Annotated in this window: 12 protein-coding genes and 2 tRNA genes; 4 read left to right on the top strand and 10 right to left on the bottom strand. The window is 35.6% G+C overall.

Translation table 11 applies throughout. The features are described 5' to 3' along the window. Position 1: 1 nt before the first annotated feature. Positions 2-367 (top strand): 50S ribosomal protein L19, encoded by a 366-nt coding sequence (rplS, locus tag IPN31_02570; protein MBK8680789.1) that lies wholly within the window; start codon positions 2-4, stop codon positions 365-367. Positions 368-461: 94 nt separating this feature from the next. On the opposite strand, the gene bshB1 is transcribed toward rplS, so the two are convergent. From bshB1 to era, 4 genes are all read right to left on the bottom strand, one after another. Further along, a complete protein-coding gene (gene bshB1 / locus IPN31_02565) occupies positions 462-1,178 on the bottom strand; it encodes a bacillithiol biosynthesis deacetylase BshB1 (protein ID MBK8680788.1) in 717 nt (238 codons plus the stop codon). Between the two features lie 9 nt (positions 1,179-1,187). Beyond that, positions 1,188-1,727 carry a redoxin domain-containing protein gene (locus IPN31_02560; GenBank protein ID MBK8680787.1) on the bottom strand — a complete coding sequence of 180 codons (540 nt, stop codon included), beginning with the start codon at positions 1,725-1,727 and terminating at the stop codon, positions 1,188-1,190. A 44-nt stretch (positions 1,728-1,771) separates the two neighbouring features. After that, positions 1,772-2,707, bottom strand: a complete 936-nt coding sequence (gene trxB / locus IPN31_02555; protein MBK8680786.1) for a thioredoxin-disulfide reductase — start codon at positions 2,705-2,707, stop codon at positions 1,772-1,774. A 129-nt stretch (positions 2,708-2,836) separates the two neighbouring features. Beyond that, entirely contained in the window at positions 2,837-3,718 is an 882-nt protein-coding gene (era, locus tag IPN31_02550; GenBank protein ID MBK8680785.1) for a GTPase Era, read from the bottom strand. Positions 3,719-3,783: 65 nt separating this feature from the next. On the opposite strand from era, the gene IPN31_02545 reads away from it, so the two are divergent. The 3 genes from IPN31_02545 (at position 3,784) to IPN31_02535 (ending at position 5,489) form a co-directional block, all read left to right on the top strand. Next, positions 3,784-3,856: transfer RNA gene (locus IPN31_02545), tRNA-Met, on the top strand. A 46-nt stretch (positions 3,857-3,902) separates the two neighbouring features. Beyond that, the gene (gene der, locus IPN31_02540) at positions 3,903-5,216 is read left to right on the top strand and encodes a ribosome biogenesis GTPase Der (protein MBK8680784.1); all 1,314 of its coding nucleotides are present in this window, start codon (positions 3,903-3,905) and stop codon (positions 5,214-5,216) included. A 54-nt stretch (positions 5,217-5,270) separates the two neighbouring features. After that, positions 5,271-5,489, top strand: coding sequence for a hypothetical protein (locus IPN31_02535; protein MBK8680783.1), 219 nt, complete (start codon positions 5,271-5,273; stop codon positions 5,487-5,489). A gap of 466 nt (positions 5,490-5,955) precedes the next feature. Here IPN31_02535 and IPN31_02530 read toward each other — a convergent pair whose 3' ends face one another. From IPN31_02530 to IPN31_02505, 6 genes are all read right to left on the bottom strand, one after another. Continuing rightward, a complete protein-coding gene (locus tag IPN31_02530) occupies positions 5,956-6,285 on the bottom strand; it encodes a type II toxin-antitoxin system RelE/ParE family toxin (GenBank protein ID MBK8680782.1) in 330 nt (109 codons plus the stop codon). Beyond that, a complete protein-coding gene (locus IPN31_02525) occupies positions 6,273-6,455 on the bottom strand; it encodes a hypothetical protein (GenBank protein ID MBK8680781.1) in 183 nt (60 codons plus the stop codon). Before IPN31_02525 ends, IPN31_02530 begins: the two co-directional genes overlap by 13 nt. A gap of 296 nt (positions 6,456-6,751) precedes the next feature. Continuing rightward, positions 6,752-10,132, bottom strand: a complete 3,381-nt coding sequence (locus IPN31_02520) for a hypothetical protein (protein MBK8680780.1) — start codon at positions 10,130-10,132, stop codon at positions 6,752-6,754. 17 nt (positions 10,133-10,149) lie between these two features. Further along, positions 10,150-14,025, bottom strand: coding sequence for a hypothetical protein (locus IPN31_02515; GenBank protein MBK8680779.1), 3,876 nt, complete (start codon positions 14,023-14,025; stop codon positions 10,150-10,152). 782 nt (positions 14,026-14,807) lie between these two features. Continuing rightward, positions 14,808-14,881 (bottom strand) — tRNA-Ile (locus IPN31_02510). 547 nt (positions 14,882-15,428) lie between these two features. Continuing rightward, positions 15,429-16,994 (bottom strand): S41 family peptidase, encoded by a 1,566-nt coding sequence (locus tag IPN31_02505; GenBank protein ID MBK8680778.1) that lies wholly within the window; start codon positions 16,992-16,994, stop codon positions 15,429-15,431. Positions 16,995-17,191: the final 197 nt, after the last annotated feature.

Genomic DNA, 17,191 nt, shown 5'->3' with positions numbered 1-17,191 from the left:
TATGGAACTGCTTAAAAATCTTGAAACAGAATTAATACCATCGAGAGATATGCCCCAATTTAAAGGAGGCGATAATGTAACTGTACACTATAAAATTGTGGAAGGTGATAAGAGCCGTATCCAGTTATTTCGTGGTGATGTGCTACAGAAAAAAGGAAGAGGTCGTACTCAAACATTTACTGTTCGGAAAATTTCTAACGGAATTGGTGTAGAAAGAATTTTCCCTTTATTCTCACCTAATATTGAGAAGATAGAATTGAACAAGGTAGGTAAAGTGCGTCGTAGCAGAATTTTCTATCTGAGAGGATTGAAAGGTAAGAGCGCACGTATTAAAGAAAACAGAACAATTACTACAGCAGCGGAATAAATTATTCGAAATAAACGGAAACCCTACCTTTCATGGTGGGGTTTTTTTATTTGATAAAACTTGAATGAAGATTATTTATTAATCAAGACTTGAATCAATACAAAGCATCAATATTTTTCAAGCCAATAGTTTTTTTACAAGTATATCCTTCGGCATATTGAAATCCGCAAGGTCTTCCAAATTCCATAGCTCTGGAATTAATATTTTCCATAAAAGCTTTTGAAGCAATATATGTTTTAGGTTCATCGGATGCAGGATTATACACCTGACTCTTATGTGCTAAAATTGCATCCATTCTTTTTTCCCAAACATCAGTTACATCTACTACAAAAGCAGGAGTTATAAATCTATCTTGAATATAATGTAAAACTAAGTTTGGTCGCCAGGGTTTCTGCTTTATATTTTCAAGTGTAGTTTCAATTTTAAATAATCCGGATAAGAAACATGCATCTTCCACTAATTGATTACTGCGACCGTGATCAGGATGACGATCCCATAGTGCATTGCAAATAACTACATCGGGTTGATACTTTCTTATCATTTCAATTACACGCAATTTCGATTTACGGTTATTTTCAAAAAAAGCATCTTCCAGGTTTAAATTTTCACGCACTGATGCACCCAGAATTTTTGCTGCATCTTTTGCTTCCTGCAATCTGATTTCAACTGTTCCTCGTGTTCCCATTTCACCTTGTGTAATATCAATGATGCCGGTAGTTTTTCCATTCTTATTTTCATTTAATAATAAACCACCACAACCTAATTCTACATCATCGGGATGCACGCCAAAAGCAAGTATATTAATTTTCATTTCATAAAGTTAATGCGCAAATGTAGGTTTTGCATTTGCCGGTGATGTGTGCAATGCTTTTTTAATTGCCTTAATAATTCTCTTGTTATCCGGTTGGGTATAAGTAAAAAAATAATCAATCACATTACCATTGCGATCAATTAAAAATTTGTAGTAATTCCATAACGGATGCACTGCAATCTTTCCATTTTGTTTTTTATCACCAAAAAATTTAAAGAGTGGATGTGCATCTTTACCACGCACATTTATTTTATCAAATAGTTGAAAACTTACACCATAATTTTTTGTACAAAATTCACCAATTGCTTTCCCCTCTAATGGTTCTTGATTTGCAAATTGATTACTGGGAAAACCCAATATTTCAAATCCCTGTTCTTTATATTGCTGATACACATTTTCTAATGTTTGCAATTGACCAACATGTCCGCAATGTGTTGCAGTATTCACTATCAATAATACTCTTCCTGCATATTCCGAAAGTGCTATTTCTTTTCCTTCCAATGATGTTGCTGTGAATTTGTAAATAGTGTTTTTCGGTAAATTTTCCATATAAGTATTGAATGAAAAGAATAACAGAACACAAGGTGCATTGTTTATTCAATTCCCAATTCTGATAGATATCTTTCTGCATCCAATGCAGCCATACATCCTGAACCTGCAGCAGTAACTGCTTGTCTGTAAGTTTTATCTTGTACATCGCCTGCGGCAAACACACCTGCAATATTTGTTTTTGTACTTCCTGGTTTTGTAATAAGATATTCCTGTTGATCCATATCCAAAATGCCTTTGAAGATTGCAGTGTTTGGTTGATGACCAATAGCAACAAAAAATCCGGTGATTGCAATTTCTTTTTCTTCGTTGGTGATATTATTTTTTATGCGCATACCTTCTACAGTTGTATCACCTAAAACTTCTAATACTTCAGTGTTCCAATGAATTTCGATATTGGCGGTTTCTTCCACACGCTCCTGCATAATTTTAGAAGCTCTGAAATGATCCTTGCGTACAAGCATGTGAACTTTGGTGCAAAGTTTTGCAAGATATAATGCTTCCTCACATGCAGTATCGCCACCACCAACTAAAGCAACAATTTGATTGCGAAAAAAGAAACCATCGCAAACAGCACATGCAGAAACACCATTGCCATTTAATCTTTTTTCAGATTCTAATCCTAACCATTTTGCTGTAGCACCGGTTGCAATTATTACACTATGTGCCTGAATTTCTTCGCCGTTATCTAACCACATTTTTTTTACCGAGCCACTGAAATCTACTTTATTCACTATTCCAAAATGAATATCAGTTCCAAATCTTTCTGCTTGTTTTTTAAAATCCTCCATCATTTCAGGTCCTAATATTCCTGATGGATATCCCGGGTAATTTTCTACATCAGTGGTTTGCATTAACTGACCGCCGGGTTCTAAGCCTGTGTACATCACCGGTTTTAAATTTGCTCTTGCGGCATAAATTGCGGCGGTATATCCGGCAGGTCCGGAACCGATTATTACACATGATTTAATCTCGCTCATTTCTTTTTTTAATGTAGTTGAATAGTTTGCAAAGATAGGGAAGGTTCTTTTTAAAGTGTTGTAGAGTTAACTGATGGATTAAATCACGAAATAAAAAAATAGTTACGATTTATTTTTTTTCATCCGCATTTATTCATAACCAAAATGCTTCAGCATGCGATCATCATTTTTCCAATCGCCTTTTATTTTTACATGCAGTTCTAAGAATACTTTTTTCTGTATAAACTCTTCTATTGCTTTACGTGATTCTGTTCCTAATTTTTTAATTGCACTACCGCCTTTGCCAATTATTATTATTTTTTGCGTTTCACGAATTACATATATTTCGGCAGAGATAACAGTGATATCCGGTTTCTCTTTAAATGCGGTAACTATTACTTCTACGGAGTATGGAATTTCTTTTTCATATTGCTCCAATATCTTTTCACGAATAATTTCCGCAACAAAAAATCTTTCTGAAAGATCTGTCAATGCATCGGTATCATAATAAGCGGGATGTTCCGGAATGTTTTCAAGAATACATGTTTGCAATGATTCCAGATTTTTATTTTTCAATGCAGAAATACCTAACACTTTTGCATTTGGAAATGTGTGTTGCCACATTTTTATTTTTTCTTCAATAACTTTTTCTTCTATCTTATCTATTTTATTCAATGCGATAATAAATGGGATAGTGATATTTTTAAACGACAATAAAAATGTATTCTCAGTTTCTATTTCTTCATCGGGTGTAGTAAGATAAATCAGCACATCTGCATCTTCCAATGCGGTATAAATTTGTGCGTTCATCCGTTCATGTAATTTGTATTGGGGATCATGCACAATGCCCGGCGTATCGGAATAAATAATTTGCATTTCTTCTGTATTCACAATGCCGATTATTCTTCTTCTTGTTGTTTGTGCTTTAGCAGTAATTATGGATAGCCTTTCGCCAACAAGAAAATTCATCAATGTGGATTTTCCTGCATTTGGTTTTCCAATGATATTTACGAATCCGGATTTAAAGGCCATTGCCAAAAATACATAAGGCTTTGTTATGGGGTTAAAATTTCATATCTTTGCTGTCGCTAAAAAACCGCGGGGTGGAGCAGTTGGTAGCTCGTCGGGCTCATAACCCGAAGGTCGCAGGTTCGAGTCCTGCCTCCGCTACATTTAAAGGGCTGAAGTTTTTTCAGCCCTTTTTTATTATAACAACATGAGTTTTACAATCGCAATTATCGGAAGGCCTAACGTTGGCAAATCCACTTTATTTAACAGATTGGTGGGTGAGAGACAAGCAATCGTGGACGACATAAGTGGCGTTACACGAGATCGTCAATATGGAAGTTCCGAATGGAATGGAAAACAATTTGATGTGATTGACACCGGTGGTTTTGTGGAGCACTCGGAAGATGTGTTTGAAAAAGCAATTCGCAATCAGGTGAATATGGCCATTGAAGAAGCTTCACTATTAATTTTTATGGTGGACGTTACTACAGGCATGACGGATTTGGATGAAGACATGTTGAATAAATTGCGCAGGGTACAGAAGCGGGTTTATCTTGCAGTGAATAAAGTAGATAATGCTACCCGGCTTTTATTAGCACAAGAGTTTTACAGTACAGGTTTCGAACATATTTATTTTGTTTCTTCAATAACAGGAAGTGGAACGGGTGAATTGTTGGACGCAATTGCTAAAGAGATTCCGGATAATGTTTCGGATATAGACGGTGAATTAGCAGAGTTGCCAAAGTTTGCAATTGTTGGTCAACCGAACGTAGGTAAATCGACTTTGATAAATGCATTAACAGGTGAGGAGCGGAATATTGTAACAGATATTGCAGGCACTACTCGTGATGCAATTCATACTCGCTATCGCATGTTCAACAAAGATTTTTTATTGATTGATACTGCAGGTATTCGCAAGAAAAGTGCAGTAAAGGAAAACATAGAATTCTATACAGTTATTCGTGCGATAAAAGCAATTGATGAAGCAGATGTTTGTCTGCTGATATTAGATGCAAGTTTGGGGATAGAAGGTCAGGATCTTACCATTTTTAGTACAATAGTGAGAAAGCGCAAAGGAGTAGTTGTGCTTGTAAATAAATGGGATATAGTGGAGAAGGATACCAATAGCATGAAATATTTTGAAGAACATATTAAATACAGATTAGCACCATTTAAAGATGTGCCGATTATATTTATCTCGGCCTTGGATAAAACCAGGATTTACAAAGCAATGGAAACTGCATTGCAGGTGTTTGAAAACAAAAAAATAAAAATCAGTACTTCCCAATTGAATGATAAATTATTGCCATTGATAGAAGCGTATCCGCCACCTGCCATTAGAGGAAAACATATCAAAGTAAAATACATCACACAATTGCCGGCACGTACACCTTCTTTTGCTTTCTTCACAAATAATCCGAAAGATATACGGGAGCCATATCGAAATTTCTTAGAAAATAAACTGAGGGAACATTTCAACTTATCCGGAGTGCCTGTTAATATATTTTTCCGACAGAAATAAGTATTGGTTATTTATTATCTAATTTTGCCTATTATAAATCTAAAATAAAAGCCAATGAGAAAATTATCAATGTTTGCTGTAGCAATTGCACTAACTGCATTTGTTGCTTGCAGCGAGAAAACAGACAAAACAGATAACATGGATGGAGAAGACATGACTGAACAAGTTCAGGAAGGTGCTTCAGAAACCATGACAGCAGCAGAAGAAACAACTACTGATGCTGCAGAAACTGTTACTGAAACAGCCACTGAAACTACAGAAGCTGCTCATTAATTTATCTGAATTATTTTTTTTAAACCCTGCCTCCTCGGCGGGGTTTTCTGTTTTTATTACGCATTAATAAATCGGCAATTGGGATTTCCGCTTTATCGGAATCCATGGTTTTATCCTTTGTAGATTTTAGATAATACATAAAAGCTATTAAGCAAATCAACAGAAAACTGAAAAGCAGCAAGGACATTAAAACAGGATTTAATAAGTAGGGAAGTAATTTTATCATTTCGAATTGATGGTAGTTGATTTCAGGAATTAAAATTAATACAAACGGAATTTAATTTGGTTTCCCGGTCGCCGACCGATTACTTATAGGTAGGTTTCTGTTGGTAAAGAAACCAACCGATAGGATAATGTCTTATTGCTCGCAGAGTTCCCTTCGTTTAACTATGCGGCGATATGAATATGAATTGCGTTAAGAATATCTTTATGAATCGAGAGGTTCGAGTAAGGTTCTATGAGAGGTTTATAGATGTGATTCCCCTCTACCTACTCGACTTTTGAATTCTTCAATATCTAATAATCTCGATGAATGAAAAACAGTAAGAATATCAACCCGATCTTTTTCGACAACAAGATAAATCAGTCTATAATTTCCAATAATAACTTCTCTTATTTCAACCACATTTATCTCTGAAACTATTTTACCAAGCAAAGGATAATTCCGAATATTTTTGGCTGAATCTCTAATTTTCCCTATTGTGATTTTTGCAAAACGACGAGAATCTTTAGCAATAAAATCAAAAATGTTTATTAAATCAAGAACAGATTGATCGGTCCAATTTAAGCGAGCCATTTAGGAAGTTTATCTTCTAATTCTTCATCAGGAGTAATTTTTCCTTGGGTACTTTGCTCCAAACCTCTTTCTATTTTTTCAAGTAATAAAATTCGTTCAAAAAGTTCTTCTATTTGAAAATTATCAGGCAATTGTTTTATTGTTTCTATTACTTTATCCTTGTTTAGCATGGTAGGAATATTTTGATTTTAAAAATACTAAATTTTTTTGAGGTACGGAGCTCCTTACTTTTCTGGTAACGGTTGTCACTACCAGAAAGGCGAAAACTTGAAGTGAATATCTGGAAATAGCTCCTAAAAATTTTTCTTATTTATATTTTAATCGGTCGGTGAGCCACCAACCGATAGGGGAATAAAATAGTAATGGTGTATATGGCTCGCAGAGTTCCCTTCGGGTAACTCTGCGGCGACGGAAAGTGATGAATGAGGATATTAATATTGTTGCTGCCTGTCATAAACGAAATATTTTATTTGTTGGTAACAATTTTATCAAGGTTTAAGTCAGAAATAATATCAACCATTGACTTAGCAAGATTTTTGATTATCTCATCTCTTACTTCGCCTTCGACCAATTCAAAATCTTTGAATAATTCCTTTGCTTTTGTTAGTAGTTCTGTTTTCGTTTTTATATTTAATATTTTGGGAGGAATGATCCCGACCCAAGCAGTTGGTTTTTTATAGCTAATCACAACGTCTTCAGATTTAAAAATATGAATCTCTTCTATTTCCATAAGAGTTACTGGATCAATTTTTTTTGTAGTAAAAGTTACGCTTTCTCCTTCCAATTTAAAACGTTCGAAATCAGCCATAAGTTGTCCAGTAGTTTCACCTCTTTTTTGAACAAGCTCTTTATAATTACTTTTTGATTTTGATTCAAAGACAGCCAAAACATATAGTTTACCTTTTCTTATTACTACAAGGGCACCATCAGTCAGCTGTCCCAATGCTCCGGCAGTTTTTAGTTTTGGAGCCATTCCTCTTATATCTTTTATGAGTAGTATTTCTGACGGATCAAACTTCATTTTGATAGCTCTTTCTACTGTTTCGGCTAAAATTCTTTTATAAGCAGCCGAATAAAAGAATAATTCTTCAGTAATAAAGCCTTTTATTGTATCTATATTCTTAGCATAAACAATAGCATGTTTTATCAAACGATCAATCGAAGTAATAAACGTATTATTTATAAGGGTAATTTCGGCTGGCAGTATTCCTTTTATTTTTTTAATATTAAATAACTCAAGTACTTTTTCTCCAAGCGATTTTTTAATATAAGGCAAATCAACTTTACAAGGTGATTTACATCCAAACAACAACCGCACCAATTCATCGCTCATTCCTTTGATAAAGTTCAATGCCCAATCAGGCAAAGTTTTTAGCAATGCGATTTGATTATCAGCCAGGTCTCTTAGTGTAACAGAGCTAAGATCCATTACATCTTTTGCATAAGCTTTAAAATCTTTTATACCTTCCGTGATCTTGTATAATCGTTCAGTAGCTTTTCCTAATACTGTTGCAGACTTTAAAGTTTTACTTTCCGCTTTTATCAATTCCTCTACTTCAAGAAAAGCATTTTTAAAGGCTGTTGATCCCATTGCTTTTAACCCTTTCCACGCCTGCCTGATAATCATCGTTCCGCCAAAAATCAATAGACCAAACTTAAAAGTGTTCCATGTTTTTCGCTCATCATCTGTATAGTTTACTTTATCCGAATTGATTCTGGCATCAAAATCCATTATTTTTTGGGCAATTCCCTCTGAAACAGCAAACCAGAATAAATTAGTGATTAGTTTTCGTGTTAAAGAGATGGTTATTCCCGATGCCAGTTGAATTGTTCCTGTTGCGGCACTAGCTTTTAAAGGAGAGTACAAAGTAAAAATTGCAGTAACAGTTGTAATGACCAAATCAAGACCCTGCATTCCTTGTGCAGTTCTGACACTATCTTTTACTTCTTTTGCGACTTCGTCCAGAACGGCACCAAGGCACCATATTGACTGTACCGACCAGTTCCTAGATGTAAAAGTATCTCTCACAAATTGAGTTGCAGTACTTGCATCAGGGTCGAGTAAGCCAATCTGGACTTTTACCGGATCAAAAGTGTCACAACTAAGCAGAGGGTATTTTAAAGGATAATCACTTCTTGGATAACTTATTTCCATAGAGCCGTCACTTCTTTTCTTAACAGCAAATTCCTGGGTATCGATTCTTTGAATATTATCCGGAGGCTTAAATGATCCCATTCTAAGCGGTAGTTTATCATTTACAAAAGCAATTGCCCTGCTTTCATTTATCTGGCGATTAGTCAAAACAAAAGCTTCCCCTTTATCAAATTTTACGATAAGAAAAAAAGTGTCTTCAGATTTTTTGTAAAGAGTAAGCAGTTTTACAGAGTTTGTAGTCTGTGGACCTAACGGCCAGGTAAGCATATCAATTAACACTTCAGGGTTGTCAATATCCGCAGGTTCTTTTAATCTTCTTTTACTCTCACTCTGTATTTGGGCAAAAAGCTGCATTGCAGCCTGTGATTTAGCTTCCTGTTCAATAACAATATCAGAAATATATTTTTTTGCCGCTGTGAATTCTTTTGCTCCAAATACAGGTAGATAGTAGAACAGACCCAATGCAGTATTTTTAAATGACTGTATCCTTGTTTTTTTCTTTGCACCCAGAACTGCTCTTGTTTTAGGAAAAACTATTTTCAAAACTGGTTCTATTTTATCAACATAATCAGGGTTTTTTAATAGGAACCTTAACGAAAGTTCTTTGTAGTTTTTTTTCGGATTGATTCCATCAAGATCAATGGGATGAAAATATGGCCGCTCTACCTCATAAAATATTCCATACGTTTTAATAGGCTTATTGGCATACAATATTCTTAAGACCTGAACTTTCTCATTAAAACTGAGATTCTTTTGCATGTTCACAGCATCGTCTTCGTGCTTTGCGAACACTGCAAAAATACCATTGATGCTTTTTGAAATAGCAATAGCTGTATTCAATTCATCGCTTTCGTCACTTTCTTTAAGACTGGTTTCATCTAAAAATCCCCATTCATTATTGGGGTCTGTAATTGCAATCCGGTGATTTTGGATCAAAAATGCAGCTATCGCTTCTATATCAGAATCGAAATACCACTTAACTAATGCTTCTGGTTTGTAAAGCGATGCAAACACATATTTTTCTAGATCAATCAATAATTTTTCATCATCAGTTTTAGTCACTTTTATTCTTTTATCCAGTTCTTTTATACAGGATAATATCTTATATCTAGCTTGGGCTTTTTTCAGAGTTTCAATAATGTAATCATGTTTGTTATGATATAATTGCCAAATCACAAAGAGACAGGCCATTGAACTAATTCCAAAAATACCATCTTCCTCGATTTTTTGGGTTTCAAGAAAAAGATTTTCTGAAACTCCACTTTCATTGAAATATCGTTGTGTAAGCATTACCCTGTTTGCATAAGAATTTGGTAACACAACTGGATCCAGTGGTTCAAATGGATTGAATTTATCAAGGCGAAGCATATTCCACCATTCCTTATTTTTCTTGTATATTTTGTCACTTTCTTTTCGGAGCGTTGAGTGTAACTTCTCATCCTGGGGCGGTGGCGGTGGAACAAATAGTGGAACAGGTGTTACTCCTGTCGAAGAATAACCAAAATGAGGTGTTGAAGTAAGCCTTGAACTTGCTGAAGTTCCCCGCAATATAAACAAATCCAATGGTGACGCCGGCCCCGTCATATCATCACCGGTTTGCTGTGAGTACAAAGAATCTTCCTTTTTTACACAGCGGCTTTCTTCTGTTACCCCATTATTGCCGCGGTTGTAATCAGGGTTACTATCTTCCATGTGATCCCGTTTTAATTTTATTCTGTGGTAACGTTCATGCCTGTAGTTAATCCGTTAATAACAACACTCTTATCAATCTTAGGGTCTTCCAGTTTTTTATCTAAAATGCGTTGCGCCATACGTAGGTTCTCCAAAGCTGCCATTTGTACTTCCTGCTGTACTTTGTACACATCCCATTCACGGTGTTTTAGTTTAAAGTCTTCTAGCAAGCTATTAGCTGATACCAGCATTTCTATATAAAGCGAGCTGGTAGGCACAATAATTTCATCGCCATTACGCAGTGGGTCGGCTAAAAGCATTTCAAGCCATTCTTTTAAGGTATCTTTTAAAGCGTTAAATTCATCTTCGGTTAATTCTTGCCTAAGGGCACACACATAACGTGAATAATCTTCGAGGCTAATATTGCTTAACTGGTCGGGATCCATTGCGCCAAAGGTTGCATCAACATAAGGCATAGCCATAATCTCTGTTAAAGCATTGTGCTTCTTCATTGGGAAGGCAATGTAGTTTCCTTTAAAACCAATGATAGAATCTAAGTCTGCTACTTCCACTAGTGTTTTAGAATTAGCCGATTGTTTTATTACAGGTTTTATCCAAGCTTTATGTAGCGTTTCGCCATCCGCTCTAAATTGTTGAAAAAGGTCTTTTTCCGGTTTTTGCAGTATTTCACAATCCATTGATTCCATTTCGAACTGAGGTATTTCTACATTAAGCAGTCGCATATAACGTTGATCTGGCGGCTCCATAGCCCAAATGGACTGCATGTAGTGAATGATATTGTTTTTAATGTGCAACAGTAAACGTTCTACCATTGTTTTTTTGTCGAGATGGTCACGTAAGGCTTTATTATAATCGGCCGTCATGCTTTGCAATGCGTTTATTTCACTTTGCAAATTGAGTCCGGTTTTTTGCGCTTTATCTGCCGCATAGGCTTGAGCATCACGGGCTGCCATTTCTCTTGCTTTCGCAGCTTCCGGATTTTCTGCTGCATCTCCTGAAAAAGTTTCTTTAAAGTTATCCCACCAGCTATCGGTCTCTTCGTTTTCCTGTGCCCTTATTCTTGTTGCAATGGCTCTTTCTAAGGATCGATAGCGGCCATCAGCATCATGGTTTAATGAGGCTAATTCTCTTTTTAGTGTTTCAACCAACTGGCGCTGTGTACGCAGGTTTCTCCGATATTCTCTAATCGAAAAATCATCCCCTACATTTTTTTGCGCTATATATTGCAATGCAGGCCGGAAACTGTCATCTAATAAAACCCGGTTTAAAATCCAGTCGTTTGCAATTATCCATGCTTCTGTTATCTCGTCAGGTGCCGGCACATCCTGTGCAACTAAAACAACCGGCATTACACGGTATAATTGTTCCGAAACTTTAAACCGTTTTTGTAATTCATAAAAAAGATAAGTTACTGCCAATTCATCATTAGGATTTAAAATAGTTCCCGATTCTGTGTATTCAGAGCCGTAGGATTCTTCGGTATTAATCTCCACACTTCTTTCTTCTTTAAAATCCTGTGTAGCTTTCAAAACTGATTCTCTAAAGTCTTTTTTGTTTTGAGATGATTCTTTTGCAGCTTCAAGGCCTAATGAAGAAGTGACTTTAACACTACCATAACTGCCTTCTGCTCCTAATTTAAAGTCTGATTTGTTATTTGCCTTAGCAACAATTTCCTCCTCAGCTCTTGAAGTAGTATTTTGTTCCTGCGTAAGTGAAGTGTTATTTTTTTTAGCTTCTTTTTCAGTTCTTTTTCTGTTGAAAGTGGTTTTTAGAGAATATTTTTTTTCTTCTTTTGGGGCTAAGGGAATAGATTTTATCAAATTGCCTACTTGATATGCAACAGGTTCCCATTTTTGCCTGTAGGTATTCAATAAGCCAAAGTTGATAGCCTTTGCACTGTCGTCAGCGCCAAAAATATTAAATGCGTAGTTTGATTTTAGCGATTTATCCAGGTCAGTTAAAATTTTATGAAATGCCCTACTGCTGCTATTACGCATGTAGTCAATTAGCAAATCGCCTTGTGCTTTTAGTTCTTGGATATATTGCTGGGCTACTTGGGTTGATACTCTTTTGTATCCATCAGCAGTAGTAGTGGACAAAATATTACTCCAGCCGAAGTTACCGATGTGAGTTTCTTCTGGGAGAAATATTAATCCTGCATTTGCTTTGTTAATCGCTATGCATATATTTTTTAATTTATTCTGAGCCTCTAATTCCATTGCATTCCACTCTTCATAAGTAATATCAAAATTACTTATAACCTCCTGTGGAGGATTACTAAACGCTTTTTTCATAAAGTTAAAAGCACTCAGTACTGCTGTTACAGATTTAATACCATCAGGTAAATCATTTCCACGTTTGGTCGCAATTTCTTTTAGCTCTGCTGCCAGTTGTGCAGGAGTATCATCTATTATTTGTTGCCAGATGTGACCGAATGCTATGTTCAACACATGAAAATCGAAAAATGAAGCCTGTTCAGCAGGGCCTTTTTTAAGGTTGAAATTATTTACATTTTCATTTATAGCATTTTGGTCTGCCTTGCCTTTTGAATCGGTTAATTCTTTTAAGGAACGAACATCACTTATTGTCTTTTTTACGTATCCTGCAATTTCTGCTGTGGTTAACGGGGTGTTGCTAATTACATTTGCATTATCGCCATAAGCATCAAAGCGCAGCAAGGTATTATCGAGCAATTTGGTTTCAAAACGAATTATATTTTCTGTTGAAATATATTTAAAAACTATAAAAACATTTAATTCCCCTCCGTGATTGCCTATTATATATGTTTTAGCAGCTTCTGGCAGGCTAGAGAAGGGAATTTGTTCTTTAGTATCTAATGGATTATTTTCATTACCAATATCTAACTTTTTTGCTGCACAAACGGTGTCATCACTTTTTATGAGAGACTTTTTTATAATAGGATTAGTGCTGGTTAAAATTAAATTGTTAGAACCCGCTGCGTTCATTTTGTGCAATAAGCTTTTTAAAGGTTCTGTGGTTTGTATATCATTAAACAACTTATTTGTTTCACTCGATGTTTCCAATCCCAAAGCTATAATGTTAGCAGGGTTCAATACGAAACTTACCTCAATTCCCTTGTTTTCATTAATATGATTTTGGATAGCATTGTTTTTTTTGATCATTTGGTTGCCCATATGTCCATTCAATTTATCTGCAACTCTTTCTTCTTCTTCCACAAAGGTTACAAAGCTGCCATCATTAGGCACAGGCTTAGGTGCAAAAATCTGCCTGAACACTTTTTTTGATTTAACTAGCTTGGCTTTTTTTTGTGTCACTTTTTCTTTCTCATGTACCAGTAATTCAGCATTAAACGCATTATTAAATGATTCAAGAGCTTTAAAATTCTCAATTACATTTGTCGGGTCTGGTTTTGAATTGGTTTTGGGTATTTCAATGTTTTTCTCGATAAATGTTTTGTCAGTTAACTGAATAAAGTAATTTTCATTTCTTCCTGCATTTTGTCGTATCTCAGACGAATAATATAATATCGTATTCGCAAAAGACCGACCCGCTTCTTCAGGCGCTAATACCATTAAAAATAAATCAGGACGTTTTTCGGTTTCGGTTAACACCTGAAACTCCTTGTTTTCATAGTTAAGCTCAAATGTGCCATCTGCGGTGGTAAGTACTGAACCTAACCTGTCACCCAAAAAGCCTAAAGTATTCTTGGGCATTTCACCTTCTTTTATTATGGCTTTAGCCTTTGGAAAATCGACAGAAAGGCTGTTAATAAATTCTTCGGGCTTAGCACCCGGGTCTAAATCATAAATAATTACTAGCAGATTTGGTATACCTGCTCCTGTGTCTTTTAGACTGATTTTGCCGGAGATGTGGTTTGGAAATTCTTGTTTTGTTGTATTTGTGGTTGCCATAAATTTGTATTTACATTTGTAATGTTAATTAAATATTTTTCATTTGAAATACCACATGGGATATTTGCTTTTTGAATGAAGGTTGTGTTATGAGGTGGTGAATTTGCAAAGCGGAAAAATATCCGATGTAATGTTTCGCATCATTAACTAAATGTTCCTCTATCAAATGCCAGTCGGGTATTAACGTTTCTGCATTTTGCTTCATAAGGTATGATGTAATAAATTCCGTCTTTCATTCTCATCAGTAATCCACGCTTTGTCCATGTCGCTGAGTAGTTCCCGAAGTGTACTTTCCTTAGAATCAGAGAATGATTTGAAAGCTTCGTTAAAGTTAAAGCAACGCTTATTGTGTCCGTTAAAATAGGATAGAAGTTGGTTTGATTGGGTTGATATGTATTTAATTTTCATAGTAGCAATGTCAGGATAACTCTGACTATAATGATACGAAAGATAAATTAATGTTATATCATTGAGATTGATGAATTATATTTTATAGTTAAATTGTCAGGAACAACCTGATATTTCAAAAAGAAAACTTGCATAAGGAGTGGAAATGGCGGGAAGGAACTATTTTTTGGTTATGCCGGGATTATTTATTGGCGGCAAAGTCTATTTCGGAAGACTGTGCGGATACCCTAAAAAGGAGAGGGAAGATTGTGGATAGTTTTTTTTACAAGTCGAATGCCTTGTGATGTATGGATTAGGCATATTATGTTAATAATTTGTTGTGAAATTTAATTGATTTTTATTTTAGTTTTGGTTTCTTCTTTGAAAGAAAAAGAAAACTGAGATAGGATTTGCACCTATTACTCCTGCATATCAGGCAGGCGTTTTAACTTAATAATACTACTCAGCTTATCTTGTTTAGAACAATTTATTGAGCCCCGGTCTGTCGGGGTTTTTCAATTCTCTAAGATACCATAATGATTGTCAATAAGCTACGGATCTTTTTTACACAACACTGTTCATAATGAGAAATATTCATAGTAGGCTTTATTTTGATTTGTATACATATAAATTATTAGTATTTGTAATAATAAACACCACCTTATTTTTTGTGGAAATAAACTTTATAAGTGGGGAAAACAAGGTGGGTTTAATTATGGTATATTGGTATTTTTTGTATATTAGATTGCTTTAATGAATTGCCATCTTGTTCTTGATATACAAAGTAATGAGTTATATCTGAAGTAGTTGATTCGTAACTCGGATTGATTAAAAGTTTCCTAACAACAATAGATTCTGTTTTAATTTCCAAACAAAAATTTATTTTACTTTTTATTTGAAGCTATAACCCTGCTAATACGAAATATTTTTCTAGCTCCGATAGTAACGGAAAGCCCGCAGTCCCGAAGGGCGAGGACTTGCAGTGGATAGCGGGAAATAGCTCCTAATTATTTTTCTTATTTACTCCCCTCAGTAGTTAAAAACTTTAATGCTTCCTGAAAGTCCATATCAATTTCGTTCATGATGGGGAAGAAGCCATCGTTGCCCCATTTTTGCCGGGCGAGAAATGCTTTTATGGCGATGTCAATTTTATTGCGAACGGGTAATGCTTTTTCTTCGGTTACTCGAAATGTGGAATCACGACTGTCGGCGAAGGCAATAAATAGTTTAAACATTTCATCGTCCACCTGAAAGTTCTGATTAAATTCAGTTACATTTTTATAAGCAGAAAATTTTGCGGTGTGGTCGCTGTAATAGGAATATGCAAACTGATTTATAAAACCACGATTGTATAAACGATTAAAATAAACGGCTTCGGCAGAGGTATCCACCGGCACTTGAATGTCGGGATGTATGCCCCAGTCCATATCGGGATTATTTTTTAAACTATCGGGCAGTTCGCCGCCATTCATTAATATACTTACATACTGATCGTAATATGCATCTACACCACCGGCATAGGAACGCTGAATGCTTTTGCCGTTGGGTGTATAATATCTGGCAATGGTTAAGCGAATGGCAGAATTATCGGGGAGGGTATATACTTCCTGCACCAGGCCCTTGCCGAAAGAACGATGACCGATAATAGTTGCTCTTTTATTATCCTGTAATGCGCCGGAAAGAATTTCGCTGGCGGAGGCTGAACCTTCGTTAATTAATACGGCAAGATCGCCGGTTTCAAAGGCGCCGATTTTACTGGAAAAATAATCGCTGCGACCAACAGAACGACCGTCGGTATATACAATAAGTTTTTTGCCTGGCAATAATTGATCGGCTAAATCAACTGCACCTGTAAGATATCCGCCGGGATTTCCACGCAAGTCCATAATTAATTTTTTCATTCCGGCCTTCTTTAATTTTTCGATGCCTTCGGCAAATTCATAAGGTGTTTCTTTTCCAAATTTATTGATGCGGATATAACCGATTTCCGGAGTTACCATATAGGAAACGTCCACACTATTCACAGGAATTTTATCACGGGTAATTTCAAATGCGAGTAAATCGGGTTCGCCTTTGCGATAAATTTTTACGTTTACTTGTGTGCCTTTTTTTCCACGTAACATACGCACAACACTTTCATTGGTAATACCATTTCCTGCAACTATGGAATCGTTGATGGCAACAATTTTATCGCCGGATAATATTCCTAATTTTTCACTGGGTCCGCCGGCTAATGCAGCCACTACATAAATAGTATCGTTAATGATATTAAACTCGATTCCGATGCCATCGAAATTTCCTTGAAGGTCTTCATTAAAAGATTGTAATTCTTTTGCAGGAATATAATTGGAATGTGGATCCAACATTTTAAACAATGAATCAATTGTTTCCTGTTTATTTAAAAAATTATTGATAAGAACATGCACTAATGAATCGGCATTTATAGAATCTACATAGCGCTTATCAATAAACTGCAGAATGCTGTCGATCTTGGTGTATGTATTTCTACTTTCAATTTGAGTAGGCTTGCCGGAAGAAGCCGGCGCAATGCGTGTTCCCAGAAATACACCAAATGCAAGCACTAATGCAAAGGCGAGGGATATAAATACTTACTGTTTTGTTCGCTCAACGGATAAATAATTTATGTGCAAAGTAACGATATGCAATTGAGAAAATGTATTGCAGTATTGAATACCTATTACATGGTATTTGATGCGTAAACGACATAGATACATGCTGTAAATGGTTGATTTTATTGCCGGTGGCCTAAGTTTGCACA

The sequence above is a fragment of the Bacteroidota bacterium genome (assembly GCA_016715425.1).
Taxonomy (GTDB): Bacteria; Bacteroidota; Bacteroidia; order Chitinophagales; family BACL12; genus JADKAC01.
This window is presented reverse-complemented; position numbering and strand designations above follow the sequence as displayed.

Coding starts and splice junctions, on each gene's coding strand:
- rplS (MBK8680789.1), top strand. CDS start 2: ATGGAACTGCTTAAAAATCTTGAAACAGAATTAATACCATCGAGAGAT.
- bshB1 (MBK8680788.1), bottom strand. CDS start 1,178: ATGAAAATTAATATACTTGCTTTTGGCGTGCATCCCGATGATGTAGAA.
- IPN31_02560 (MBK8680787.1), bottom strand. CDS start 1,727: ATGGAAAATTTACCGAAAAACACTATTTACAAATTCACAGCAACATCA.
- trxB (MBK8680786.1), bottom strand. CDS start 2,707: ATGAGCGAGATTAAATCATGTGTAATAATCGGTTCCGGACCTGCCGGA.
- era (MBK8680785.1), bottom strand. CDS start 3,718: ATGGCCTTTAAATCCGGATTCGTAAATATCATTGGAAAACCAAATGCA.
- der (MBK8680784.1), top strand. CDS start 3,903: ATGAGTTTTACAATCGCAATTATCGGAAGGCCTAACGTTGGCAAATCC.
- IPN31_02535 (MBK8680783.1), top strand. CDS start 5,271: ATGAGAAAATTATCAATGTTTGCTGTAGCAATTGCACTAACTGCATTT.
- IPN31_02530 (MBK8680782.1), bottom strand. CDS start 6,285: ATGGCTCGCTTAAATTGGACCGATCAATCTGTTCTTGATTTAATAAAC.
- IPN31_02525 (MBK8680781.1), bottom strand. CDS start 6,455: ATGCTAAACAAGGATAAAGTAATAGAAACAATAAAACAATTGCCTGAT.
- IPN31_02520 (MBK8680780.1), bottom strand. CDS start 10,132: ATGGAAGATAGTAACCCTGATTACAACCGCGGCAATAATGGGGTAACA.
- IPN31_02515 (MBK8680779.1), bottom strand. CDS start 14,025: ATGGCAACCACAAATACAACAAAACAAGAATTTCCAAACCACATCTCC.